We start from the raw sequence: 24,960 nt of genomic DNA, 5'->3' as shown, positions 1-24,960 counted from the left end.
GGCCGGGCAACCGGTCGCCCCTTTTGCGTGCCTGCCTTTTCGTTTGCCCGAATGCGGATGGGCCATGTATCAGCGCGGCCATGATGCTGCGGTCGCTTCTCGCTTTCCTTGCCATACTGGCTTTTGCGGTATCGGGCCCGCTGGCCGCGCAGCAGGCGGATGACAGTGCGCCCGATGAATTGGCCGGGGCCTGGGATATGCAGGCCGGCGGCGTCACCATTTTCCGCTTTCATCTGGAGGAGCCACGCGAAGGCGAATGGCGAGGGCGCTGGTCGCGGCCGCAAACCTTCAATTCGGATGGCAATGCCTTCTACAATATCCGCCCCGGCATACGCAGCACTGCCAGCATGACCGCGCTGGAATATCAGGGTGCGGTGGAATTGGCTTTCGACGATCCGCGCCCCGGCGCGATTCCCGATATCTTCCGCTTTCGCCTGACCGGGCCGGACAGCGCGCAAATGATCTATGTCGGCACGGATCTTGCGCCTTATGCGCTGGTTCGGGCAGCCGAAGGCGAAGCATTGGGCGGTTGGGAGGCGGGACGGGTTTACCGGCGGGCCTTGCCAGGCGACGCGATGGAGGAGCCATCACCTCCTCCGGCTGAGCAAGAGGCTGCGCGCATGACGGCAGACTTCCTCGAAGGGTTCTAATTGCCTTCCAGCAGGTCCGCGGTGCGATCGAGCAGATCGGCCACGCGCGCGTGCAGATCGTCGTCGAAGCGCACCTTGGGCACCGCCACGCTGAGCGAGCCGACCGGTTCCCCATCGATCGTTACCAGCCGGGCAATGCCCACGATGCCGAGCGAAAATTCCTCGTCCGTCATCGCAAAGCCGGTGCGGCGTGCCTCGTCCAGCTGTTCGCGCAGGCGCTTCTCGTCGGTCACCGTGGCTTCGGCAAAGTGCCGGCGTTCGGTTTCCGCGAAATAGCGGTCAAGCTCCTCGGGCGGCAGGGCGGCCAGAAGCACCTTGCCCGCGGCCAGCGCGTGCATCGGCAGCCGGCGACCCTGCGGCACCGAATAACGCAGCGCCTGCTCGCTTGATTCGGTAACGATCGCCTCGATCTCCCACCCGTCGCGGATGAAAAAGCTGGTCGTCTCGTCCAGCTGAACCCGCAAGGTGCGCACCAGCGGCGCGGCGCGATCGGCCAGTGTGAAACCCGGATTGGCCGATTGCAGCCGTGCAAGGCCCGGCCCGCAGGAATAGCGCCGCCCTTCGCGCACCAGATATTGCCGCTCGACCAGCGTGGAGAGCAGATAGGACAGGCTGGACACCGGGATGGAGAGTGCGGTTGCAATCTCCTGCGCCACCATCGGGCGGTTGTGCGCTACCACATATTCAATGATGTCGAGCGTCCGCGTGGCCGATTTGACCTGCGAATTCTGTGCGCTGGAGAGGATGTCTGCCATGGTCAGCTGATCCGTTTATCCGCGATGTCCGCGCCTTCGCGAAGGGCGGCAAGCTTCTTCCAGGCCACCGCCGGGTCGATCTTGCCATAGCCTGCAAAGGTGCCAAAGCCGCAATCCGAACTGGCGATCACCCGGTCCTTGCCCACGATATCGGCAAAGCGTTCGATCCGCTGCGCGATCAGTTCGGGTGTTTCGAGGTAGTTCGAACAGCTGTCGATAAAGCCGGGGGCAAGGATCTTGCCGTCCAGCTTGCCGGCCTCTGCCGCATCGCGCCAGACCTTCCATTCATGCTCGTGCCGCGGATTGGCGTGTTCGAACAGGATCGTGGCGGGACGGGCGGCGAGCACGATGTCGATGATCTTTTCCAGCGGAATGTCGAAATCGTGCGGGCCTTCGTAATTGCCCCAGCAAACGTGCATCCGCATGGCGGCAGGGTCGATATCGGCGGTCGCCTCGTTCAACGCGTCCACATTGGCGCGGATTGTGGCGAGAAATTCGCCCTCGCTCATGTCCTGATAGCCGGTATGGCGGCTCATCGCGAGGTCGGGGCAATCGAACTGCACCTGGAAACCTGCCTCGACAATGGCGTGGTATTCGGGCCGCATCGCGGTAACCAGATCGGCCAGATAGGCCTCGTGACTTGGGTAATACTGGTTGGGCTGGAACGCGGTGATGAGGCCCGGCGAGGCGGTGTTGAGGAAGGCCTTCACTGTCGCGCCATTGGCATCGCGGCCATGATCGGCCAGCGCATTGGCAAAGCGGCGGATATCGTCGTGCAGCGGCTGGAGATTGACCAGTTCGACCTTGGCGATGGCGCTGGCGCGGGTGAATTCCTGCGCGCCCATGATGTGTGCCAGCTTCTTCGCCAGATCGGGCACTGCGGCCAGATCGAGCGCGGGCTTGCGCGGCAAATGGCCGCCAAAACCTGAAAGCCGCTCAATGATATAGGTCGAATAGCCGACCTTGCCCAATTCCCCGTCGGAGATTATGCTGACGCCTGCTTCGATCTGCCGGCGCACGGCATCGTCAACCGCGGCCTGCACCATGCGGTCGAAGGCCTCGGCATCGTAATCCTCCCCCTTGTCGCGGGCGAGAAGCAAAGGCACAAGTTCCGGCCCGCGGGGCAGGCTGCCGACATGGGTGGTTTTGATCACGTAAGTCGCCCCTTCGTTAAGGCGGCGCTTATTTCAGATATGCGAAATTAACGCAAGTATGAAATAGTTGCGCTTCGCACTCGCGGTTGCGCGTAATCATAACGCTCGTTAGCATATGTGCTCAACGGGAGAGTTTGCACGATATGGACGAGGCGCAATTCGATTACATCGTGGTGGGCGGTGGCAGCGCGGGCTGCGTGGTGGCCGCGCGCCTTTCCGAAGATGGGCACAGCAATGTCCTGCTGCTGGAAGCGGGCGGGAACGACGATCACCCTTATATCCGGATGCCGCTGGGCTTCCTTCGGGCGATGATCATGCCGCAGTTCAACTGGCGCTACCTGACGGAAGCCGAACCGCATCTCAACGGCCGCCGTATGCCGATGCCGCGCGGCAAGGTGATGGGTGGATCGGGCAGCATCAACGGTATGTTCGCCATGCGCGGCCACCCGGCCGATTACGACCAGTGGGCGCAGATGGGCGCGCGCGGCTGGTCCTATGCCGATTGCCTGCCCTATTTCCGCAAGATGGAGGACAGCTGGCGCGGGGAAAGCCTGTATCACGGCACCGGCGGCCCCGTCCGAATCCGCCCGATCGACAGCCCATACCTGCTGCACGAGGAAATGATGGCGAGCGCGGCCAATGCCGGCTTTGCCACCACCGATGATCTGGGCGGCGCGGTGCCCGAAGGCTTTGCCCGCGGCGAGCAGACGGTGGACGATAGCGGATGCCGCGTGTCCGCTGCCAGCGCCTATATCAAGCCGGCCATGGGGCGGCAAAACCTCGATGTGCGGCAGAATGCGCAGGTCACCCGCGTGGTGTTTGAAGGCAAGCGCGCGGTGGGTGTGGCGGTCCACACGCCCGATGGCGAACGGATTGTGCGCGCGCGCCGCGAAGTGATCCTGTCGGGCGGCACCTACAATTCGCCGCATCTGCTGCTTCTGTCGGGGATCGGCCCGGCGGCGCATCTCAGGGCTTTCGGCAAGGATGTGCTGCACGACAGCCCCGGCGTGGGCCGCAATCTGCAGGAACATCCCACCACCAGCCTCGAATGGCTGGCAAAGGAGCGGGTGACCTTCCTGCGGCATCTGCGCTGGGACAGGCTGGCGCTGAACGCTGTGCGCTGGGCGCTCACCGGCAAGGGCACGATGGCGAGCCAGCTCAATTCGTGCAATGTCGTGGTGCGCACCGCCGATCATCTCGACCGGCCCGATATGCAGATCATGGTCAACCCGATCCGCTTTGACGCGCAGACCTGGTTCCCCGGCATCAAGCCCGAACAGGATCATGTGTTCTGGGCGGGCGTGGTGCAATTGCATCCCGAAAGCCGCGGCTGGGTGGAGCTGAAGAGCGCCGACCCGCTGGAAGAAGCCGCCGTTACGCTCAATTTGATGGCGGAGGAGGCCGACCTCGTGCAGATGCGCCGCGCCATCCGCACCGCGCGCCGCATCTATGCCAGCGAGCCGATGGCCCGCCTTGTGGGCGAGGAGCGTATGCCGAGTGCCGCGGCGCAAAGCGATGACGAGCTGACCGATCTCATTCGCGCCACCTGCTACACCGCGCAGCACCCCACCAGCACCTGTGCGATGGGCATGGGCGCGCACAGCGTGGTGGACGAGGAGTGCCGCGTGATCGGCGTGGAGGGCCTGCGCGTTATCGACTGTTCGGTGATGCCCACCGTGCCCGGCGGCAATACCAATCTGCCGGTCATCATGCTGGCCGAAAAGGCGGTGGACGCGATGCGCGGGCGCAAGTTGCCCGCCGATGAATTGCCGCAGCAGGTGGCTGCGTGAGCCGCACGCCCGAAGAAGAGGCCAATCTCCAGCTGGTGCTGGATATGTTCGCCCATGTTCTGAACCCGATGGATTCCGGCGCGGTCGATCGCTTCATTGCGCCCGGCTACATCCAGCACAACCAGGCCGCCGAGCCGGGCAGGGAAGGGCTGAAGCGCTTCCTCGACATGATCCGCGCCGCAACGCCCGAAGCAGTGCACGATGTGAAGCGCGCACTGGTCGATGGCGACCATGTGACGGTGCATTACCATGTGCGCCGTTGGCCGGGTGATCTGGGCTGGGCGGTGATCGACATCTTCCGCATCGAAGACGGCCTGATCGCGGAACATTGGGATGTGATGCAGGACGTGATTGAAGGCGGGCCAAACCCCATCGGGCCATTCTGAAGGCCCATACTGCAGGAGGGTATGATGCGCTTTGCCGACAAGATTGTTCTGGTGCTGGGCGGCAATTCGGGGATCGGCCTTGCATCTGCGCAGGCCTTCGCCGCCGAAGGGGCCAGGGTGCACCTGACCGGCCGCAACCGCGAAACGCTGGACGCGGCAGTGGCCACTATCCCCGGCGCGACCGGCTACCAGTCCGACATTGCGGATATCGGGGCCACTGCCCATGTGGTGGCCCAGGTTGAAGCCGCCGATGGCCGGATCGACGTGCTGTTCATCAATGCCGGTGTTGGCGGGTTTGCGCCGCTCGACGCGATAACCGAGGCGGATTGGGACCATGTCCATTCCATCAACCTCAAAGGCTGCGTCTTTGCGCTGCAAGCGGCGGTGCGCATCATGGGCGAGGGCGCCAGCGTGGTGGTCACCAGTTCGATCGGCGCGCACGGCCCGCTGGAAGGCAACGGCACCTATTCGGCGGCGAAGGCCGGCCTTGCCATGGCGATGAAGGTGTTCGCCAAGGAATTGCTGCCGCGCAGGATCCGCCTCAACCTTGTGTCGCCCGGCCCGATCGACACCCCGCTGCTGCACCGCAACCCCGGCATGGGGCCGGACGATGTCGTGCGCCTGAAAGACATGATGATCGCCAATATCCCCATGCACCGCATGGGCACGAGCGACGAAGTAGCCAAAGCCGTGCTGTTTCTGGCCAGCGAGGATGCAGGCTTCATCACCGGCGCCGATCTGCTGGTGGATGGTGGCCTGATTGAACTGGGATAGCGACATGACCGAATTTTCCGACACCACCCCCTTCTCCCCGCCCTTTTCCACGCTGGACAATCCGCGCCTGGAATTCGTGATGGAAGTTCGGCTGACCTTTCCGGAGGTTTACACCATGGCCCCGCATCCCAATGGCGGGATGCGCAGCGCGGTGCTCGTAAAGGGGGGCACATTCGAAGGCCCGCATCTGCGCGGCCGGGCGATTCCGGGATCGGGCGGCGATTATGCCTATTTCCGGCCCGACGACACCGCCGTCTTTGATGCCCGCTATCTGCTGGAGGAGGAGGACGGCACGATCATCCTGCTCCACAACAAGGGCTTTCTCTGGGGGCGCAAGCCCGACACCATGGCACGCCTGCGCGACTGGGCTTTCAACAACGGCGCGCCGGTGCCGCACGAGGACTATTACCTGCGCGGCAACCCCACATTCGAAACGCCGGTGGGCAAGCATGACTGGCTGACACGCCATGTCTTTATCGGAGTCGGAGAGCGGCGCAGCGACGGCAATTGCCTGCGTTATTACGCGTTGGTCTAGGCGCGTTCAGATGCCATCTGCCGTAAGTTGATCGCGCTCTGTCGCAACCATCATCCTTCGCCCCACCATGTCCGCTAACCGGATGGAGGTGGCAAGAGGGGGGTGAGATGGCGGACAAGGTTGATCTCAAAAAGCAGGAACGCGGCTATTTCACAGCGCTCACAAAGGGGTGGGAAGAGATTTTTCTGCCGCCCTTTCCCTATCTTATGGTGGATGGCCGGGGGCCGCCGGGCGGGCAGGATTACACCGCTGCTCTCTCAGCGCTTTATCCCGCGGCTTATGCGCTGAAGTTCTTCAGCAAGCAGGAACTGGGCCGCGATTACGCCGTGCCCGTGCTGGAAGGGCTGTGGTGGTCCGATCGGCTGGACGCCTATGCAGATGATCGACGGGAGGAGTGGTGCTGGACGCTGATGCTGATGGTGCCGCGATGGATTACGGCGGAGCATCTGGCGCAGGCTCTGGCGCGCAAGGCGGCCACACGCAGGCAGGCGGCCGATCTTTCCGCCGTGCGCCAAGCCATGCTGGATGAGGGGCGGTGCCTGCAACATTTCCATCTCGGCCCTTTTGCCGCAGAAGCACCCAAGCTGGCCGAATTGCACAAGCAGATCATGCCCGCACGCGGCCTGACTTTTGCAGGGCATCACCACGAAATCTATTTGAGCGATCCGCGCCGCACTGCGCCGGAAAAGTTGCGGACCATTTTGCGCCAGCCCGTCCGAAGCGCTTGATAAGGCCATCACCGCCTGTGCCGGTCGCGGCATCCCCGCGGCACGCATCAGCAGCGCAGCCTTCGGCAAAACGCAAAACCGCGTTCCCACCGCCGACGGTGTGCGCGAACTGCAGAACCGCCGCGTGCAAATCACCTACGGTCCGCGTTCGGGCCGCTAGGGTTCGGTTTCACCAACACGAGAACAGGGGCCGGAGGGGGAACCTTCCGGCCCCTTTTTCATGGGTGTTTCCTGGCTGCTATTGTCGGCGCGTCCTGCTTCCTTTACCCCTTGTCTGCCCGCATCCGGGAAACACCGGAGCGGGGATACGAAAACGACCAATCTTTTGGGCAAATCGTTTCGGGAGGGAGAGATTGATGTCCGCATATCTTGCACTTGCAGTTTCGGTCGGCGTGCTGGCCGTCCTGGATACCTGGCTCTATTTCGGGCCGGGCGCGTCCACCGCCATTGCCGGGCTGGTCTGGGTGTCCTTTATCGCCTGGGGCTGCTTCTTCCAGTCGGGCGCCGGCACGAAGGGGCTGATGACCGCTATTCTGGGCATGACTTTCGGCGCGCTGGTGGGCGTGGCCGCCGTGCTTCTGGCCAGCGGGCCGCTGGCGGGTCTGGGTGATCCATGGGCGATTTCGGTTACTGTCGGTCTTGGTGCTTTCGTGATCTGTCTGGCGAGCAAGATCCCGCAGCTCTCGGTCATTCCGGCCAGTGTTTACGGCTTCGCTGCGGTCGCCGGCCCGATTGCGCTGGGCGTCAAGGGCGCAACCGAGGCGCTGTTGCCGGTGGTGATTTCGATCGTGATCGGTGCGGTGTTCGGCTTCGTATCCGAACTGCTGGCCAATGCGCTGACGAAAAAGGCCTGACCGCGCTCAGACCAGAAATCAGGGCGGGGAGGCATTGTGCTTCCCCGCCCTTTTTCTTTTCAGATCAGATTTTTACCGCACAAAGGCGTGGGGCGACTGGTAGGGCATCACAATGCCCAGCGCCTCGATCTCGTGGATTGCTCCGCCCCATATCTTGTAGATGTGGATGGCGGGCATATCGAACGCGTTGAAGCGGCGCATATCGCGGCTTTCGAACCATGGCACCCCGATCAGCGGGGTGTAATCCTTGTCCATCGCATGGTGGAAATGGCTGACTCCCCAGACGAGGCCGGTCACCTCATCCGCGATTTCCACCCGGCGGTTTTCGATCGTGTCGATATATTCCCACATATTGGTATCGATCTGCGCCGCACAGCCAAGGCCGCCCAGATAGGCGAATTCGCTGTCGGAAAAGACCACGCCCGGCCGGGTGAAGGAATTGCGCGCGGTCTGGAAGCCGTTTTCGTGGCGCACGCAATCATCGGCCATGTTGGAAAAGCGCGAATTGTTGAGATCGAGCGCATCGTAATAGGATGCGCCCAGCCAGATCAGCCGCGAACGGCTGTCGGCATAGGCGGCCGGCACCGGCATCAGCAATTGGCTGCGCGGCGATTGCAGATTGGCAAGCTGCGCTTCGGACAGATTGCGGGCGATCAGATGCTCGGCTTCCTCCACCGCGCCGCTGGCGTCCAGCTTCAGACGGATGCCGACCAGAACCGGCGCATCGCCTTCCACCATCATGGTGAGCAGGCCCACCTGCCCGCTGACCGGATCGGCCACGTGCACCGCGTAATTGTCCGTCCCTTCACCAGTGATCGTGTCGAACGCGCCTTCACCGGGGCGGCTGCGCGCAAGGTTCTCCATCACCACGGCATTTCCGGCCCAGCGCACCGCGCCCGGTTCATCATCGATCAGCGCCTGCGCATAGGTATCGGCCAGCGCGATCAGGCACGCCCGGTCGCATCCCGCAACGGGCGGAGCGGATGATTGCGCGGCGGCCGGGGCGGCCAGCGCCAGTGCGGTGGTGGCCAAAACGGCGGCGAGGGTGGATTTCATTCGGCTCTCTCCCATGACGAATGCTCAGATGCGGTAATCCTGAATCCCCGGCTCGGTCGAAAAATCGGCGCGGCCTTTCCAGGTGAACAGACGCCAGAAATAGCGGCGCCAGGGCCAGGCGAGAATGACATTGAACAAAATGGACATCGCGCCGAACGTCCATTCCACAACGCCTTCATCCAGCACGAAATTCCAGTACACGATCACCAGATTGATCGGCACCAACGCAATGATGGTGAGCGGCATCGCGCGGTTGAGAAGGATGGTGATGCCAAGGATCACCTCGATCACCTTGATGATATCGAACAATCCGCTGGCCATCAGAGCCAGCGTGAAATCGCGCGCGGCAGGGTGATTGCCCAGCGGTTGGATTTCCGGCCACAGGAAATGCATCAGACCCGAAAACAGCCACCAGCCACCGAAGATTATCCGGCTGAGGTGATAGATCCAGAAGATCGCGGGCCCTGCCAGTTCCTCGGTATCATTCTGGGCTGCTGTCTGGGGCTGGTCAGTCATTCGGTGTCCCTGATGTGTGCTGCTGCGCGGCCCATGCTGCCTCACGCTCGGCGGCGAAGCGCGGACTTGTCGCGGTGATATAGCCGCGGATCTGCACATTGCCTTCGTGGCAGGCATATTCGAACATTCCGTATTCCTCGTCGCGCAGCCAGGGAATGTCGAGCTTGTAATGCCCTTCCATCACCAGCGGATCGCGCACCCAGGCTTCATAGCGCACCTGATCGGGGTTCATCAGCGTGAGGCGTTCGGTAATGTGCAGTTGAGCGGAATTGGGCGCAGGGCCCATTGCCATGCCGGGGCGGAAATTGGTCGTCTCGATCACCAAACTGTCGCCTTCCCAATGGCCGACGGAATAGCCAAGGTCGAATTGCACCGATGACGGTGGGGGTGCGCGGCCGTCGAGATAGACCAGCCGCGTTTCATGGATCATCTCCAGCTGGATCGCGACAAGGCCGGGCGACTGGAAGATCTGGATGCCGCCATTATAGGCGCCGGGCAGCATGGATCCGGGCATACCGCGCGTCAGGCAGCGGTCGAAAATGCCGAAATCTTCCATCCGGTCGAACACTTCGGTGTTCCAGCTGGTGCGTTCTTCGCTGCGCAAACGCTGGCCCATCGGGGTGAGCGGCGGATAACGGCCATTGGCGGGTTCCACCACCATCGACGTCTGGCGCAGCGGATGGCCGCGTTCGGCCCAATGGCCCATGCTCATCACGCCAACTTCCACTTCCTCGTCATAGCGATCGAGCTGGGACTGCGCCTCCTCGAAGGCGGACGCATATTCTGCATCGGTCAGGAAGGCGCGGGTGCCAAATTGGACGGGCCGTTCGCGCGGGGTCTGGCCCAGATAATCGACAGGCCATTTGCCGCGCAGATCAGGATCGCCCCATTCGGTGCGCGGCATCTGCCAGCCGGGCGGCGGCGGCTGGAACCGCGCGGCCATCTGATCGTCAAGGGACTGGTCCTGCGCCGCAGCGTTTTGCGCCGCGCCCCCCAGAACAAGACCAAGAGCCAGCGTGGCGGCCAGCAGCGTCCTGTATGTCATCGCTTCTCTCCCCGTGGCGAGTATGCCCCGCTGCGTGGCGGACGCAAGGGCCAGCTTGCACAGCGGATGCTGTATTTTGCGCGCGATCAGAGAATATTTACCCTGCCTTGCTAATCCATGGTGCATCGCTTGCTGGCGGGGATGCCGGGAAGCGGAAGGGAGACGTGCCATGGCAAGCACTGCTTTGCGCAATATCGCGGCTGATCCGCCGCTGGCGGATGCGGAATGCCGGCACCGGCAGCATATGCGCGCCGTGTTCTGGCGCCTCGCGCTGGCGGGGTTGGGCGTGTTCTGGACTGGCGCTTTGGCGCTCGCCATCAGCCGCCTGGTCTGACCGAAGGCGCCACGCGCGCTATTTCACGCAGGACGCATCCAATCTGGCGCGGCTCACCCAGGTGCCATGCACCTGGCTGCGCAGCGGCAGGCCTGTCTTGACCTTGGCGACTGGTCCCCGCTCCACCGCATCGGCTTCCACAATCCACAATTCGGACGCGTAATCCGCCGGGTTGGGGCTGTTCGGAATATCCACCACGCTCAGCAGCCAGCCGCCATGCCCCGCCTCGCTGGAGGGGACGTGCGCGGGTTCGCTGATGCCTGCGCCGGGGGGCAGTTCCATCGCGCTGATGCGGCCATTGCCCGGCTCGATCCTGAGCAGGCAATTGAAATTCACACCCACCGGGCCGCCCAGCATTGGCGGGCCCTTGGCGTTGGGGTTCATCGACAGATACCAGGCGCGGTTATAGGGGCGGCCCTGATCGGCATCGGCCAGACGGCACAGATCGCCCGGAGGGCCAAGCGGCCGCTCGGTCAGCGTGGGGGCGTCCTTGCCCATGTCCAGCGTCCACCGGGTCAGCGCGCCCTGAATGTCCTGCTGCGCGATATGGATCCCGCCCGCCTCGCGCATGAACTGGAACGCATTGGTGCTCGACAGGCACAGATCGATATGCACCAGATCGCCGTCGTCATAGGCGTTGACCTCGTGGAAACAGGATACGCCCAGCGGCCCCTCGATCCACTTCATTTCGCGCACATCGCCGTAACGCGGCATGATGCCGATATAGCTGGGCAGATCCTGCCGGTGCGCCCAATGCTCCCCGCCAGCCTTGATCCTGTCCAGATCGGCCAGCGTGGGGAAGATCGGCCAGATCGCGTATTTCTCGGTGATCACGAAGTCGTGGATGGTGGAGAGGTAAGGCTGTTCGAACCATTGTTCCTTCACCAGATTGCCGTCGGCATCCGCGATGCAATAGGCGACATGGGGATCGCACAGGCCGCCCGCTTCGTAACCGAAGAAGAACAGCTCCCCGGTCACCGGATCGATGCGCGGATGTGCGGTAAAGGTCTGGGATTTCAGATTTCCTTCGTAATCCCACTTGCCCACGGTTTCCAGCGTGTGCGGATTCACCTCGTATCCGCGCCCGTCCTCCTTGGTCATGAACAGGCGGCCTGCGTGCCAGACCGGCGTGGTGTTGGCGACGGTGCGGTCCTTGCCCGCGACGGAAGGATCATCGGTAAAGGGGTTGCGGTATTTGCCGAACAGCGCGCGCCGCGCCTCGCGTTCCAGCTGGTAACGTTCGGTCTCGACATATTTGATCGCGAAATCGACTGCGCCGCCGGTAAAATCGAACTTGGCAATCATCCCGTCGGCGGACAGGGCGATATCATCCGCGAACATTGGCGGATGGGCATTGTCGGGGACGGCGCGGAAAAACGCGCCTTCGATATCGGGCGGAATCGTGCCTTCCACGTCCAGATTGCGCACCGCCATTTCCACGCGGCGCGGCGTGTTGGTGCCAATGAAATGAATGGTTTGCGGAAAGGCTGCCATTGCCCCATCTCTCCCGATATGTGATTCCTGTGCAACAATGCTAACAGGTGTTAGTGTTGGCGCAAACAGGCTTTGCCAATATGGGGCGCAAAGCCGGGTCGCATTGACGGGGCGCAAATTCGAAGGGTTCGACCAAGGTGGGTGACACAAAGGGGGGAATGGCGGGCAATGCGGCTTTGCTGCATGATCTGCTGAAACTGAACAACCGGCTGATGGCGCCGTTCAGCACGCATCTGGCGCATCGCTATCGCATCAGCCTGAACGAATTTCGCCTGCTGATGACGATCGGCGCGTTGGGGCGCACGGCCAGCCACGAGGTGGCGGAGCTGACCGGGGTGAATGTGATGAGCGTCAGCCGCGCGGTCGCCACGCTGGAACGGCATGGCCGCGTGGCCGTGGTCCGCGACGAGAGCAACCGCCGCCGCAAATGGCTGACGCTGACCGAAGAAGGCCAGCGCCTGTACGAAGCGATGCGCCCGCAGACCGACAAGGTCGCCGCCTATCTGTTCGACGGAATGGACCAGAAGGATATCGCCGCGCTGACGCAGCTGGTGGCGGGCATGATCGCCCGGCTGGAAGCGAAGGACGCATCGGGGCGGAGCGCCTTCCTCGAAGCGACGCGGCCCGAAGGGGAATGAGATGACGCCGGATGAGCGCCGCGCGATCGAGGCCGATGTCACGCGGCTGATCCACGCCTATACCTGGGCCAATGACGATGCCGACTGGCACGCCTGCGCCGCACTCTATACCAAAGACGCGCTGTTCCGCCGCCCCAGCGGGGGCGATCCGGTGCGCGGGCGCGATGCGATCCTGGAAGGTTTCCTCGCCCGCCCCGCGCGCGCCCAGCGCCACACCATCGCCAATGTGCTGGTGGATGTGGTGGACGAAAACACCGCCCGCGCGCGCAGCGTGATTGTGCTCTATATGGGGAATTCTGTCGGGGACGGGGGCCTGCCGGTACAGGATGCGAAAAGTCCGCTGATCGGCACCTTCACCGATCTTGTGGTGCGCACCGATGAGGGCTGGCGCTTTGCCGAACGGATCGGCAGCCTCGATTTTCGTCCCTAAGGTTCCGGCCCCTGCGTTTTGACCTAGCCCACCACCGCGCCAAAGGCCTTGCCCACGGCCGCCGTCACCACCATCGCCAGCACGCCCCAGAAACTGACGCGCAGGACTGACGGGCCAAGCGGCGCTCCGCCCGCCTTTGCGCCCAGCGCGCCGAGCAAGGCAAGACAGGCGAGAGACACCGCCGCCACAACGGGCACCAGCATCGCTTCGGGTACCAATGGCACCACGGCCAGCGGCGCGGCCGCGCCCACGCTGAAGGTGAGAGCAGAGGCGAGCGCCGCCTGAATCGGGCGCGCAGCGGTGACTTCCGAAATGCCCAGCTCGTCCCGCGCATGGGTGCCAAGCGCATCGTGCGCGGTCATCTGCCGCGCCACGTCCAGCGCGGTTTCGCGGGAGACGCCGCGCTTCTGGTAGATGCTGGCCAGTTCCTCCAGTTCGGCATCGGGCAATTCGGCCAATTCGCGCGTCTCGCGGGCAAGGTCAGCCTTTTCGGTGTCCGCTTGCGAACTGACCGAGACATATTCGCCCGCCGCCATCGACATCGCGCCCGCGATCAGTGCCGCCATGCCGGCCACCAGAACGCCGCTTTTGTCCGCATCGGCGGATGCCACGCCGACAATCAGGCTCGATGTGGAGACGATCCCGTCATTCGCGCCCATCACGGCGGCGCGCAGCCAGCCTATGCGCGAAACGGCGTGGGTTTCGGAATGGATATGCAGGCGGCTCATGCGGTATCCTTCGCCTCTGCGCGTGCCTTGACCAGCAGCGCCCGGCCTACCAGCAGCGCCACAGCGACGCAGGCAAGCGCCGGGAAGGTCGCCACGCCAAGGAATGTGCGCGCAGGCACATCGGCGGCAATCATCGCCGCGCCGAGCGGCGGCCCGGCAAAGGCGCCCAGCCGCGCCACCAGCACGCCCATGCCCACCGCGCTCGACAAGAGGCGCGCGGGAAACAGATAGGCGGCAAGGCCGGGCAGCACCATGCCGCCCGCATTCGCGCCGCCCACGCCCACCATCAGCAGCAGCGTCCAGCGCGCGGTATCGGGCGCGGTCAGGCCTATCACGGCAAAGCTGGCGGCCATGCTGCCGAACAGCAGCATCAGCGTCAGCCCCTTGCGCCAGCGATCCATCAGCACACTGGCGCCGATGCCGATGGCAAGCCCCGCCAGATTGGCAACGCCGGCCACTTGCGCCGCCACATCCATCGTCAGGCCGGCTTGCGGCAGCACGGTGGGCAGCCAGGAATTGAGCAGATAGAGATTGAGCGCATTGAGCGCGAGCATGGTGGAGAACACCGCAAAGGGAAAGGCCCATGGCCGGGCAAACAGCGTGAATTGCGGCAGCTTGGCTGCGAGGGATCTGGGCTCGGCTGCCTCGGCGCGGGCAGGTTTGCCCCCGTCCAGAATCACCCACAGTGCGGCGGCCAGCAGCACGGCGAACAGGCCGGGGGTATAGAACAGCATTGGCCATCCCGCCGCCGCGATCAGCAGCGGTGCCGACAGCCCCGCCAGCGCAAGGCCCACGGGAATCCCTGCGGAAACCACCGCCATCACCGTGGCGCGCATCCCGGCAGGGGCAAGCTCGCTCGACAGAGCGCTGACATTGGGCAGGCACGCGCCCAGCGCCAGACCTGTCAGCAGCCGCCAAATGAGGAATTCGGTCACGGATGTTGCGGTGGCGGTTATCAGCGTGAACACGCCCGTCGCCAGGCACCCGCCCACGATCAGCGCGCGCCGCCCGAACCGGTCGCCCAGCGGGGCAATCAGCGCGCCGCCCAGGCCAAGGCCGATCAACAGCGCGGTGAACACCCAGCCAAAGCTGGCCGGTTCCAGCCCCAGCGCTTCATCCAGCCGCGGCACCGCGATCGACATCGCGGCAATATCGAACCCTTCCATGATGAACACGCCCGCAAGCAAAGCAAGCGCGGCCATGTGGCGCGGCTGGATCATAAAGTGTTTCTCCCCTCCCGCCCGCGAAGAAGTAGCCTCGCCGGCAAGCTTATGCGTCCTTCATGCCCACCCCTGACCCCTCTCGCAAGCGGCAGGAAAAATTACCTCCGCGCGTCCCACGGGCTGGGCATACGATAGGGCACGGTGAGAAAATCGGCTTCTATCTGCCGGATGGCGCCGTCCACGATCTTGAAGGCTTCGGCCAGATAATAGGAATGGGGGCGGCGCACCGGGCTGCGCGCCGGGGTGCCGTCGGTCAGCGTGTAATCGCCCAGCTTCCCCGAATGGTCGATAAAGCCATAGGCGAGCACGATGCCCTGTTCCCTATCCACCAGCGGGAAACGGCGGCCGCGCAGTTCGTCATCATAGCGATACCAGCCCAGCGCAAACTGCTCCGCGCATCCCAGCCGCGCGATGGGCAGCGGGAAATCGGCGTTGTTGGTGGTCTGCACACCGTTTTCCACCCGGTTGCATTCGGGATGAAAGCGGGTGCGGATGGTGCCGGCGTTCCGCTCGATTGTCTCGAAATAGCCGTTGGCGATGTCCACCAGTTCAGCGCGCGGGGCAGGGGTCACGGGCAGCGTCATTTCGGGCTTGTCGACAAAATGCTGCGGGCCAAAGGGGAAGCCCTCATCCTTGTTGCGCGCCACCACCGTTTCCACCCCGGTGATGCAGCCATCCGCGCCCACTTCCAGCCGGACGCAGGCGGGGTTCAGCGCATCGGTCTCTTCCAGCGCGGTGAACACGGCGACTTGCCCGGCATCCGGTTCCGCCATCAGCAGGCGATAGGGATGCAGCGCGGTGACCGTGTTCCAGCAGCCATCACCGGGGGCGATTTCCACGTTGTTTTCGGTGGTGAAAACCTTTGCCGCAAAAGGCACGGCTGACGCATCGCGCGCGGCCAGTGCCGCCAGATAGGCGTCCATTACGGCGTAAAGTTCATCCCTCTCGGCCAAGTCGCTCTCCCCTCTGCTTGACTTGGGGCGACACTACATCAAAAGTAACGCTCGTTAAAGTCGCGCAGCAGAATCGCGCGGCACATGGCGAGAGAGGATCGGACAGGCGCGATGAATCCGCAGGGACTTCTGGCGGTGGTGACGGGCGGCAATTCGGGCCTTGGCCGCGCCTGTGTCGAGGCGCTGCTGGCGCGGGGCGCGCGCGTGGTCAGCCTCGATCTTGGCGGTGAAGTTGTGCAGGCTGCGTCCTTCATCGCCTGCGATGTGACGGACGAGGCGCAGGTGGCTGCCGCCGCGGCGCAGGTTGCGGCTGAACACGGGCCGCCGCATATCCTGATCAACTGTGCCGGGATCGGCGGCATCGGCCCCATCGCCAGTGCGCAAGGGCCGGGCGATGTCGTGGCGATCCGCAAGGTGATCGATGTGAACCTGCTGGGCGCGATCACCATCACCGCGCATTTCGCCCATCTGATGACTCGCGCCGAGCCAGTGGGCGAGGATGGGGAGCGCGGCGTCATCATCAACGCCTGCTCGATCGCCAGCTACGAAGGGCAGGAGGGGATGAGCGCCTATACCGCCGCCAAGGCGGGCCTTGCGGGCCTGACGCTGGTCTGGACGCGCGACCTGTCGCGCCATGCCATACGTTGCGCCGGGATTGCGCCGGGCTTCATGGCAACGCCGATGGTGTCCTTCTTGCCGGAAGCCTTCGTGGCCGAGCTGCTGAAGGATGCCGAATTTCCGCGCCGTGCAGGCAGAGCTGAGGAGTTCGCCCGCGCCGCGCTGTTCATTATCGAAAACCCGCTTATCAATGGCGAGGTGATCCGGCTGGACGCCGGCACGCGCCCGCCCGCCCGCACCCAATGGGCGGCCGGCTGACAAGGTGAAAATGCATGGCTGACATTCCGCTTCCCCCCGGCTTCACCGCGCAGAAAATGGACGAGGCGCGCCGCGCGCTCGAATCCGTGCTGGGCAGCGGCAAGGTGTTCTTCGAGGATCTCGACCGCCGCTCCTACATGGACAAGTTCGCGGTGGATGATGCGCTGCACCACCCGGCGGGCGCGGTGGCGTGCGAAAGCGTTGAGGAAGTGCAGGCGGTGGTGCGCGTGGCCAACCAGTACCGCCTCCCGCTGTTCCCCATCAGCCGGGGCAAGAATCTGGGTTATGGCGGCACTGCGCCGGTGCTGGCGGGCAGCGTTGTGCTCGACCTGTCGCGCATGAAGCGGATCGAATTCGATGCCGAGCTTGGCACGGTGATCGTCGAGCCGGGCGTCAGCTTCTACGACCTGTATGATTATGTGCAGGCGAACAATCTGCCCTATTGGCTTTCCACCCCCGGCAACAGCTGGGGCAGCGTGATGGGCAATGCGCTCGACCGGGGCGTGGGCTATACCCCTTATGGGGAGCACACCAAGAACATCTGCGGGCTGGAAGTGGTGCTGCCCGATGGCGATCTGGTGCGCACCGGCATGGGCGCGTTTACCAATGCGCCCACCTGGCAGGCTTATCCCTTCGGCTTTGGGCCGGGCTGGGATCAGATGTTCGTCCAGTCCAATTTCGGCATCGTGACCAAAATGGGTATGTGGATGATGCCCGAACCCGAAAGCCTGATGGGCATGGATGTCGAATTCGACCGGCCCGAAGACCTGAAGGTGATGGTGGACACCATCGCCCCCTTGCGGCGCGAACGGGTGCTGACGCAAAGCCCCAGCATCGGCAACTGGCTGCGTGCCGCGGCTGTGCTGACGCGCCGCACTGACTGGACCGACAAGCCCGGTGCGATCACCGATGATGTGATCGATGCGATCCGCCGCCGCTTCAACATCGGCTGGTGGGGCGTATCCCTGCGGCTATACGGGCGCGAGGAGGTCAACAAGGCGGCCTACAAGATCCTCGAAACCGCGATGGGCAATGCCGGGCCGCTCTCCATCCGTCCCACCAGCTGGGTGAAGGGGCAGCCGATGGAATATTCCGGCTGGACAGGCACGCCGATCACCTTCCCCATGCAGAACGTCAACTGGTATGGCGGGCGCGGCGGGCATATCGGCTTTTCACCGATTATCGAGCAGGACGGCGACAAGGCGCTGGCGCAGTTCCGCCGCACCTATGCTCGCTATCAGGAATACGGCATGGATTACCAAGGCAGCTTCGCCTTTGGCGAAAGGCACCTGACCAATGTCAACGCGATGATTTTCAACAAGGATGATCCGGCGATGATGGCGCGGGTCGATCCGTTCTTCCGCACGCTGGTGGCCGATGCCAAGCAGCACGGCTATGGCGAATACCGCACCCATCTGGATTATATGGATCTTGTCGCCGACACCTATGATTTCAATAATGGCGCGATGCGGCGGCTGAACGAGAAGGTGAAACACGCGCTCGACCCCAACGGCATCATCGCGCCGGGCAAGAGCGGGATCTGGGGCGCTTACGGGCGGCCCGGTGCAGAGGAGGCCGGCGCATGAGGAAGGCTGTCGTTTTCGGAACTGCGCTGGCGGTGGCGCTGGCCGGATGCGCGGGCGTTGCCGTGGCGCAGAATGCGGGTGGCGAGGCCGCTCCTGCCGCCGCCGGCCCGGCAGGCCCGCCGCCGGGTATGCCGCAACCCATCACCATGGCGCAGCGTCCCGGCGTCATCGGGGGCGAGGCGCTGTATGTCGAATATTGCATCGCCTGCCACGGCCCCAACGGCATGGGCACGGGCCTTTTGCAACGCGCCGGGCGACCCGAACCGTTGCTGGAGGCGCGCGGCGGCCTGCCCGCCCAGTTTATCATCACCGCCGCCCGTAACGGCATCGGCAATATGCCCGCGATCCCGCGTGGCGAGGTGAGCGATGAACAGTTGCAGGCGATTGCCGATTATCTGGCGGCTGGCCCGCACGCCGTGGCAGGGGGCGCGTGATGAAGCTGACACGGCGTAATCTGATCGCCGGCGGCGTGGCCGGCGCGCTGGCCGTGCCGACCGTGGCGGCGCTGGCGCGCTGGCGTTGGCAGCACGGCAGCCATACCGGGCTTGTCCACGATACGGGGCTGGCGGCGGGCAACCGCTTTGCCGCCGCCGGCGCGGCTGCCGGGCGACCCAGCATGGCGGTGGAGGGCGATGTGATTCGCTTTGCCCGCGCGCTGGTGGATACGCGCCCCGCGCTGATCGCAGGCATTACCCGCCATGCTGACGCGCTGCTGATCGGGGAAGTTGCGGCAGAGGCGGGCTATATGCTTGCCGCCGAACTGACCGGCGATGCGCAGGGCTGTGCGGGCAATAGCTGCGATGCCGGTTTCATCGCGCTCACCCGCATGGCGGTGGGCGCAGGGCCGCTGTGGGCAGAGGCATTCGGCGCATGGGCTGCCAATCCGGCCGGCGACATTGTGCCGCAGGAGCAGGACAGCGGCTGGTTTGCCGATACGCATATGGCGCTTGGCTGGTTGCTGGTGCCGCGCGGTTAGGATCGTACCCGAAAGCCCTTCCCCTTGGGGAAGGGTTGGGATGGGGGTTCCTCCCAAGAGAAGCTGAACCCCCACCCCCCCAACCCCTCCCCGCTTGGGAGGGGGGGAACTCGCATTTAACCGCCCATTCGGCACTGGAAGCTGGATGCGACCGCCGGATTGCCTACCCCGTCATACACCGCCTGCAACGGCCAGGCGCAGAGCGGGCGCTCCATCGGCTCGCGCGGAGGGGCAGGCGGGCCGCCGGGCATTCCGCCGCCGCCTTGTGTGGGCCGCGTGGCGATCAGCCGTTCGGGTGCGGTGCCGGTGGTCGACCAGGCATCAATCGCGCCCAGCGTGTCGAACACGCTCGGCCCTTCGCCGCCGCTGCAATGATCCATGCCCGGCGCCATGAAGAGGCGGAGTTGCGCGTCGCGCTGCGCGGCAGGCAGCGCGTTATAGAGGCTGTGATGGAAGGCCAGCGTGTTGGTCGCGGGGATGAGGCCGTCATTCCACCCGTGGCTCAGGAGCAGCTTGCCCCCGCGCGCAAAGAAAGCGGCAAGGCCATCATGCGGGACGTTGAGGATGCCCGCCCCATAGGCCGCGCCGTCGCGGACATAGTCGGCGTAATCGGTGGTGCGCCAGTTCCAGTCTTCGCGCCCGTAATAGACGAGGTCGCGGAAATAGCTCATCGCCACCGGGAACGGCTCCTGCCCCATCACCAGCGCGGCCAGTTGCATCTCGCTGCCATAGGGCCAACCGGGCAGAAGCAGATTGCCCGCATTGTCGCGCACCCCGCCATAGATATGCGCCATGGCCTGCCGCTGTTCCGGCGTCAGATCGACACGGGAGAGGTCAAACCGGCATTGCAGCGGATTGCCCACCAGCCCGTCCGCCAACCCGTCCAGCGCGTCGCACTGGCGGATAACTTCAGCGTGCACGGCGCCCAGCACCTGCGGGGTGATCGCTGCACCAAAACGCTGCGGCTGCCAGCCCTGCCACATCGTCTGCGTCATCAGATCGGTCATTGGATTGGCCGGGGCCATCGCGCTGATTGCGTCAAAATCATCGGGGTAGCGATAGGCCGCCATCAGCCCCTGTCGGCCCCCGGTGGAGCACGAGTTCCAATAGGAGCGGGTCGGCGCGCGGCCATAGAAGCGCTCGACCACCGCCTTTGCCGCCACGGTGGTGAGGTGCACTGCGCGGTGCCCGAAATCGACCAGCTTTTCCGGATGGCCGATCGCCCATTCCGCGGTCAGCCCGTTGCCGGTGTGGCCGGTATCGGTGGCGGCAGTGGCGTAGCTGCGCACCACATTGCGGCCCATCTCGGTATAGGAGAGCGAGCCTGCCCAGATGCCGTTGCCCACGCCCACATATTTGCCGTTCCACCCCGTCAGCGGCAGCCAGACTTCGGATGTGATGTCGGAATCAGATGTGGGGGTCAGCGTCAATTGCACGCGGCAGAAGGCAGGCACATCGGCAAAGGGGGAGGCGGCAATGCCCGGCGGCGGGCCGAACGGATTGGCGGGCGCAACAAATCCGCCCGCATTCACCACCTCGGCCGACGTCACCCGCCCGCCCTCAATCGGCATCCCGGCCAGATCTTCGCACGCTGCAAGTGCAGGTGCGGCTATGGCCAGCACGGCGATGGAACTGGCGGCGGCCAGCACGGATTTCAACTGCATTTGTCTCTCCCCTGTTCCTGCCTTCTTGCCGCGCGTGCCTGCCCTTCGCAAGCGCCCTATTTGCGGATGATCAGGCTGTCGGGGCGCTTGCGCGGCACCCAGTGGCCGCGGCCGGGGAAGTTTTTCAGCACTTCGCCATCCCACAGCCGCACGATCCGCCGCGCAAAGCGCCATTTCCCGTCCGCGCCCTTGACCGCGTGGTCATCATACCAACCGGCAAAGCGCAGCGTGTAAGGCGGCTCGCCCTCGCATTCGGTGACGAAGGCAAAGCTCTTCAGCTTCACGCTGCCATCGCCTTGCGGAAAATATTTGACCTGCGTCACATGGTGCTGGCGGCCCGGAAAGCCCGGCGCATTGGCGTAATGCTTCATCAGGCCGCGAATGCCATCGTGCCCGTGCCAGATGTCGGGATCGTCAAAGACCTCCTCGCTCATCAGGCAATCTTCGGTGAAACAGGCGACAAGCGCCTCGGCATCGCCGGTATCGAGCGCCCAGGAATAATCGGCAATCAGATCCTGCAAGGCCAAGCGGTCTTCAATGGCAAGCTGCGGCATCAATTCTCTCCCTATGCTATGTTGCGTCAACCGTAACACCCGTTAGTATCTCCGCCAAGAGAAGGAGAGGATTCTTGGGCAAGATCATCGTTTCGGGCGCATCGGGCCATTTCGGCCATGCGGCGGCGGAGCAATTGCTGGACGCAGGCGCGCAAGTGATCGCCTTGTCGCGCAATGTCGACAAGCTGGCTGACCTCGCCGCGCGGGGGGCAGACGTGCGCTACGCCGATTTTGACGATCCGGCATCGCTGGCCACGGCAATGCAAGGGGGGGAGAAGCTGCTGCTGATTTCCACCCTGCGCGTGGGCACGCGGGTTCAGCAGCACCGCAACGCGGTGGATGCGGCGGTGGCGGGCGGGGTGAAGCATATCGTCTACACCTCCGTCATTGGCGGCGGGATGGCGGAACATCCCGGCGTCGAACAGAAAGACCACTACAACACCGAACAGATCATCAAGGCATCGGGCGCGGATTACACATTCCTGCGCAACAGCCTCTATGCCGAGGCGGTGGCGACCGCGATGGCGATCCCCGCGCTGTTGGCTGGCTCAAAGCCCGACAATGCCGGGCATGGCACGGTGGCGATTGTCAGCCGCGACGATTGCGTGGCCGCCGCCGTGGGCGTGCTGACGCAGGACGGGCATGAGAACAAGGCCTACGACATTACCGGCCCGGAACTGCTTTCGGTGCCGCAGGCGGTGGCGATGATTTCCGACATGGCGGGCAAGCCCATCGAACTCCAGCACGTCGATGACGAGGGGATGTACCGCTATTTCGACAGTCTGGGCGTGCCGCGAAAGGCGAGCGATATTGTGCCCGATGGCCCGATCCCGTGGGCGAGCGAAGGCATGGTCACCTTCGGCCAGTCCATCCGCGAAGGGCTGTTTGCCGTGCTGAGCGACGATGTGGAGCGCATCACCGGGCGCAAGCCGCGCAGCCTGAAAAGCGTTCTGGAACAATACAGGGGTGAGTGGCCAGCATGATCCGTCGTCTTGTTCGTGCTCTCGCCCTTCCGCTCGCGCTGGTGGCCTGCGGCGAGGATGTGCCCGATATCGATACCAGCACCTATGGCGCGGGGGCCAATTGGGAAACGAATGGCGGCGACTGGGCGGGAAGCTACTTTTCACGCCTGGGCGGTCTGACCAAGGAAAATGTCGGCCAGCTCGGCCTTGCCTGGGAATATGACCTTGGCACGGCGCGCGTGCAGGAATCGACCCCCCTCGTGATCGACGGGGTGATGTATGCCAGCGGCAATCTGGGCCGTGTCTATGCCCTGAACGCGGCGACGGGGGAGGAGTTGTGGACCTTCACCCCGCAGATGGATATGCAGATCGCGCGCTCTGCCTGCTGCGATTGGGCCAATCGCGGCCTTGCCGTCGCCCAAGGCAAGGTGCTGGTCGCGGCGCTCGACGGGGTGCTTTACGCGCTCGATGCCGAAACGGGCGCGATTGAATGGCAGGTTGACACCATCGTCGACAAGACGCGCGGCTACACCGTGACCGGCGCGCCCGAAGTGGCGGGCAATCTGGTGGTGATCGGCAATGCCGGGGCGGAATATGATACGCGCGGCTATGTCACCGCCTATCGCCTGTCCGACGGCGCGCAGGAATGGCGCTTCTTCACCGTGCCGCGCGATCCTGCCACGGGGCCGCAGGAAAACCCCGAACTCGACGCCGCTCTCGCCACCTGGAGCGAGCAGACGCGCTGGGACATTGGCGGTGGCGGCACCGTGTGGGATGCGATCAATTACGATCCCGTGTTCGATCAGGTCATTATCGGCACCGGCAATGGCGGCCCCTATCCGCAGGCGATCCGCAGCCCCGGCGGGGGGGATAACCTCTACCTCAATTCGCTCGTCGCGCTGGACCGCAAGACGGGCCGGGTGAACTGGCATTTTCAGGAAACCCCGCAGGACAATTGGGACCTCACCGCCACGCAGCCGATGACCCTGGCCGAGCTGGAAGTGAATGGCGAGACGCGGCCCGTGGTGCTGCATACGCCCAAGAACGGCTTCTTCTTCGTGGTGGACCGCGAAACCGGCCGCGCGCTGGCCGCCAATGCGATTGTGCGCGTGAACTGGGCCGACGGGTTTGATTTGCAGACGCAGCGCCCGAAGATGCGGATGGATCAGGCCGATTACACGACCAGCCCCAAGATCGTGTTCCCCGGATCGCCCGGCGCGCGCAACTGGTATCCCGCCGCCTACGATCCCACGCGGGGCCTCTATTTCGCGCATGTGCTGGATATGGGGAACCTGCTGTGGCTGCCGGGGCCGGTGGACGATGTGAAGCGCGAGGAGAACTTCCTCAATGCAGGCGCCGCTATCCTGTTCACGCCCGATCTGGAAGCGGCCGCGCCCACCTTGCCCCCGCCCGTGCGCGCCGCGGTGGAAAGCCACCCGCAATGGCAATGGGTGAAAGACCAGCCCTATACCAGCGAACTGCGCGCGATCGACCCGCTGACGGGCGAAACCAAGTGGGCGGTGCCGTCAATGGGCTGGCAGGACCGCCACGGCGCGCTCGCCACGCAAAGCGGCCTTGTGTTCCACGGCAATCTGGCGGGCACGCTGTTCGCCCGCGATGCCGATACGGGCGCGGAATTGTGGCGCATCGAAACCGGCTCCAGCATCATGGCCGCGCCGATGACTTACGAGGTGGACGGCGTGCAATATGTCGCGGTGCAGACAGGCTGGGGCGGAGGCGGCTGGGGCTTCACCCCCGGCTATTCCGCCGCCTATGCCAAGGGCAATGCCAACCGCCTGCTGGTGTTCAAGCTGGGCGGGGGCGAAGTGCCAATCCCCGCCGATCTGCCCGCGCTGGAACCGGCACCTGCGCCCCCTCAACAATATGCCGATGCCACGCCCGAAATGCTGGCGATGGGTAATGCGCTGTTCATGGCCAATTGCAGCATCTGCCATTCGAACCAGCCGCGCGCTCCGCTGCCCGATCTGCGCCGCATGAACGAGGGCGTCCACGCAGGCTTTGAGCAGATCGTGCTGGGCGGCCTGCTGGTGCCGCGCGGGATGCCCAAATGGGACGACCGGCTGACCCCCGATCAGGTCAAGGCCATCCACGCATGGCTGATCGACACGCAGGCCAAGCTGCGCACCCGCGAGCTGGCATTGCAGCGGCGCGGCCTGCCGCTCGATACGCAGTCGCTCACCATTCTTTCGAGTTATTGATGCCAATCCGTGAGTCCCCGCGCAGGCGGGGACCTTGTGCCGACACAGCCCGAGGCCCCTGCATTCGCAGGGGATCACAC

The 24,960-nt window shown here is 64.3% G+C and carries 27 protein-coding genes and 1 pseudogene; 17 read left to right on the top strand and 11 right to left on the bottom strand.

Translation table 11 applies throughout. The features are described 5' to 3' along the window. Positions 1-80 precede the first annotated feature (80 nt). The gene (locus tag WFP44_RS07615; RefSeq protein WP_336925834.1) at positions 81-650 is read left to right on the top strand and encodes a hypothetical protein; all 570 of its coding nucleotides are present in this window, start codon (positions 81-83) and stop codon (positions 648-650) included. Here the strand turns inward: WFP44_RS07615 and WFP44_RS07610 are convergent. Continuing rightward, positions 647-1,405 carry an IclR family transcriptional regulator gene (locus WFP44_RS07610; RefSeq protein ID WP_336925833.1) on the bottom strand — a complete coding sequence of 253 codons (759 nt, stop codon included), beginning with the start codon at positions 1,403-1,405 and terminating at the stop codon, positions 647-649. The genes WFP44_RS07615 and WFP44_RS07610 overlap by 4 nt on opposite strands. A 2-nt stretch (positions 1,406-1,407) precedes the next feature. Then, positions 1,408-2,559: a cobalamin-independent methionine synthase II family protein gene (locus WFP44_RS07605; protein WP_336925832.1), complete on the bottom strand. Its 1,152-nt coding sequence runs from the start codon at positions 2,557-2,559 to the stop codon at positions 1,408-1,410. Positions 2,560-2,702: 143 nt separating this feature from the next. Between WFP44_RS07605 and WFP44_RS07600 the strand changes: the two genes are divergently transcribed. The 7 genes and pseudogenes from WFP44_RS07600 to WFP44_RS07570 all read left to right on the top strand — a co-directional run bounded on the left by WFP44_RS07600 (position 2,703) and on the right by WFP44_RS07570 (position 7,626). Next, entirely contained in the window at positions 2,703-4,349 is a 1,647-nt protein-coding gene (locus WFP44_RS07600) for a GMC family oxidoreductase (RefSeq protein ID WP_336925831.1), read from the top strand. Beyond that, positions 4,346-4,735, top strand: a complete 390-nt coding sequence (locus WFP44_RS07595; protein ID WP_336925830.1) for a nuclear transport factor 2 family protein — start codon at positions 4,346-4,348, stop codon at positions 4,733-4,735. Before WFP44_RS07600 ends, WFP44_RS07595 begins: the two co-directional genes overlap by 4 nt. Before the next feature lie 21 nt (positions 4,736-4,756). Continuing rightward, positions 4,757-5,509 (top strand): SDR family oxidoreductase, encoded by a 753-nt coding sequence (locus WFP44_RS07590; protein WP_336925829.1) that lies wholly within the window; start codon positions 4,757-4,759, stop codon positions 5,507-5,509. Between the two features lie 4 nt (positions 5,510-5,513). Continuing rightward, complete coding sequence (locus WFP44_RS07585) at positions 5,514-6,044, top strand: DUF3237 domain-containing protein (RefSeq protein ID WP_336925828.1); 531 nt, start codon at positions 5,514-5,516, stop codon at positions 6,042-6,044. Between the two features lie 107 nt (positions 6,045-6,151). Beyond that, positions 6,152-6,772: a GyrI-like domain-containing protein gene (locus tag WFP44_RS07580; protein WP_336925827.1), complete on the top strand. Its 621-nt coding sequence runs from the start codon at positions 6,152-6,154 to the stop codon at positions 6,770-6,772. Between the two features lie 22 nt (positions 6,773-6,794). After that, positions 6,795-6,932 (top strand): annotated as a pseudogene (locus WFP44_RS07575) (OmpA family protein); the annotation flags it as partial. A 196-nt stretch (positions 6,933-7,128) separates the two neighbouring features. Beyond that, positions 7,129-7,626: a DUF1097 domain-containing protein gene (locus WFP44_RS07570; protein WP_336925826.1), complete on the top strand. Its 498-nt coding sequence runs from the start codon at positions 7,129-7,131 to the stop codon at positions 7,624-7,626. A gap of 72 nt (positions 7,627-7,698) precedes the next feature. Here the strand turns inward: WFP44_RS07570 and WFP44_RS07565 are convergent, their stop codons facing one another. From WFP44_RS07565 to WFP44_RS07555, 3 genes are read right to left on the bottom strand one after another with little or no spacing between them, the layout of a single operon-like run. Continuing rightward, positions 7,699-8,682, bottom strand: a complete 984-nt coding sequence (locus WFP44_RS07565; protein ID WP_336925825.1) for a DUF8021 domain-containing protein — start codon at positions 8,680-8,682, stop codon at positions 7,699-7,701. A gap of 24 nt (positions 8,683-8,706) precedes the next feature. Then, a complete protein-coding gene (locus WFP44_RS07560; RefSeq protein ID WP_336925824.1) occupies positions 8,707-9,198 on the bottom strand; it encodes a hypothetical protein in 492 nt (163 codons plus the stop codon). Continuing rightward, the gene (locus WFP44_RS07555) at positions 9,191-10,243 is read right to left on the bottom strand and encodes a hypothetical protein (RefSeq protein WP_336925822.1); all 1,053 of its coding nucleotides are present in this window, start codon (positions 10,241-10,243) and stop codon (positions 9,191-9,193) included. Before WFP44_RS07555 ends, WFP44_RS07560 begins: the two co-directional genes overlap by 8 nt. A 169-nt stretch (positions 10,244-10,412) precedes the next feature. Between WFP44_RS07555 and WFP44_RS07550 the strand changes: the two genes are divergently transcribed. Continuing rightward, a complete protein-coding gene (locus tag WFP44_RS07550; protein WP_336925821.1) occupies positions 10,413-10,577 on the top strand; it encodes a hypothetical protein in 165 nt (54 codons plus the stop codon). An 18-nt stretch (positions 10,578-10,595) separates the two neighbouring features. Here WFP44_RS07550 and WFP44_RS07545 read toward each other — a convergent pair whose 3' ends face one another. Next, a complete protein-coding gene (locus WFP44_RS07545) occupies positions 10,596-12,071 on the bottom strand; it encodes a lignostilbene-alpha,beta-dioxygenase NOV2 (protein ID WP_336925820.1) in 1,476 nt (491 codons plus the stop codon). A 137-nt stretch (positions 12,072-12,208) separates the two neighbouring features. Between WFP44_RS07545 and WFP44_RS07540 the strand changes: the two genes are divergently transcribed. After that, positions 12,209-12,709: a MarR family winged helix-turn-helix transcriptional regulator gene (locus tag WFP44_RS07540; protein ID WP_336925819.1), complete on the top strand. Its 501-nt coding sequence runs from the start codon at positions 12,209-12,211 to the stop codon at positions 12,707-12,709. Between the two features lies 1 nt (position 12,710). Continuing rightward, the gene (locus WFP44_RS07535; protein WP_336925818.1) at positions 12,711-13,139 is read left to right on the top strand and encodes a nuclear transport factor 2 family protein; all 429 of its coding nucleotides are present in this window, start codon (positions 12,711-12,713) and stop codon (positions 13,137-13,139) included. Positions 13,140-13,162: 23 nt separating this feature from the next. On the opposite strand, the gene WFP44_RS07530 is transcribed toward WFP44_RS07535, so the two are convergent. The 3 genes from WFP44_RS07530 to WFP44_RS07520 form a co-directional block, all read right to left on the bottom strand. Continuing rightward, on the bottom strand, positions 13,163-13,867 hold the full coding sequence (locus WFP44_RS07530) for a VIT1/CCC1 transporter family protein (RefSeq protein ID WP_336925817.1): 705 nt from the start codon (positions 13,865-13,867) through the stop codon (positions 13,163-13,165). Then, on the bottom strand, positions 13,864-15,087 hold the full coding sequence (locus WFP44_RS07525; protein ID WP_336925816.1) for an MFS transporter: 1,224 nt from the start codon (positions 15,085-15,087) through the stop codon (positions 13,864-13,866). Before WFP44_RS07525 ends, WFP44_RS07530 begins: the two co-directional genes overlap by 4 nt. Before the next feature lie 101 nt (positions 15,088-15,188). Next, entirely contained in the window at positions 15,189-16,043 is an 855-nt protein-coding gene (locus WFP44_RS07520) for a DUF8021 domain-containing protein (RefSeq protein WP_336925815.1), read from the bottom strand. Between the two features lie 111 nt (positions 16,044-16,154). Between WFP44_RS07520 and WFP44_RS07515 the strand changes: the two genes are divergently transcribed. From WFP44_RS07515 to WFP44_RS07500, 4 genes are read left to right on the top strand one after another with little or no spacing between them, the layout of a single operon-like run. Continuing rightward, entirely contained in the window at positions 16,155-16,919 is a 765-nt protein-coding gene (locus WFP44_RS07515) for an SDR family NAD(P)-dependent oxidoreductase (RefSeq protein WP_336925813.1), read from the top strand. A gap of 14 nt (positions 16,920-16,933) precedes the next feature. Then, a complete protein-coding gene (locus WFP44_RS07510) occupies positions 16,934-18,505 on the top strand; it encodes an FAD-binding oxidoreductase (protein WP_336925812.1) in 1,572 nt (523 codons plus the stop codon). Further along, entirely contained in the window at positions 18,502-18,939 is a 438-nt protein-coding gene (locus tag WFP44_RS07505; RefSeq protein WP_336925811.1) for a c-type cytochrome, read from the top strand. Before WFP44_RS07510 ends, WFP44_RS07505 begins: the two co-directional genes overlap by 4 nt. Continuing rightward, positions 18,939-19,481, top strand: a complete 543-nt coding sequence (locus WFP44_RS07500; protein WP_336925810.1) for a hypothetical protein — start codon at positions 18,939-18,941, stop codon at positions 19,479-19,481. Before WFP44_RS07505 ends, WFP44_RS07500 begins: the two co-directional genes overlap by 1 nt. Positions 19,482-19,597: 116 nt before the next feature. Here WFP44_RS07500 and WFP44_RS07495 read toward each other — a convergent pair whose 3' ends face one another. Beyond that, complete coding sequence (locus WFP44_RS07495) at positions 19,598-21,145, bottom strand: tannase/feruloyl esterase family alpha/beta hydrolase (RefSeq protein ID WP_336925809.1); 1,548 nt, start codon at positions 21,143-21,145, stop codon at positions 19,598-19,600. Positions 21,146-21,201: 56 nt separating this feature from the next. Next, positions 21,202-21,699: a nuclear transport factor 2 family protein gene (locus WFP44_RS07490; protein WP_336925808.1), complete on the bottom strand. Its 498-nt coding sequence runs from the start codon at positions 21,697-21,699 to the stop codon at positions 21,202-21,204. 74 nt (positions 21,700-21,773) lie between these two features. On the opposite strand from WFP44_RS07490, the gene WFP44_RS07485 reads away from it, so the two are divergent. Together WFP44_RS07485 and WFP44_RS07480 are read left to right on the top strand one after the other, a co-directional pair. Continuing rightward, positions 21,774-22,682 carry an SDR family oxidoreductase gene (locus tag WFP44_RS07485; protein ID WP_336925807.1) on the top strand — a complete coding sequence of 303 codons (909 nt, stop codon included), beginning with the start codon at positions 21,774-21,776 and terminating at the stop codon, positions 22,680-22,682. Continuing rightward, a complete protein-coding gene (locus WFP44_RS07480; protein ID WP_336925806.1) occupies positions 22,679-24,880 on the top strand; it encodes a PQQ-dependent dehydrogenase, methanol/ethanol family in 2,202 nt (733 codons plus the stop codon). The genes WFP44_RS07485 and WFP44_RS07480 overlap by 4 nt, the downstream gene beginning before the upstream one ends. Positions 24,881-24,960 lie beyond the last annotated feature (80 nt).

The sequence above is a fragment of the Alteraurantiacibacter palmitatis genome (genome assembly GCF_037154115.1).
Taxonomy (GTDB): Bacteria; Pseudomonadota; Alphaproteobacteria; order Sphingomonadales; family Sphingomonadaceae; genus Alteraurantiacibacter; species Alteraurantiacibacter palmitatis.
Note: the sequence above shows the minus strand (reverse complement) of the source record. Positions and strands in the feature narration are given on the sequence as shown.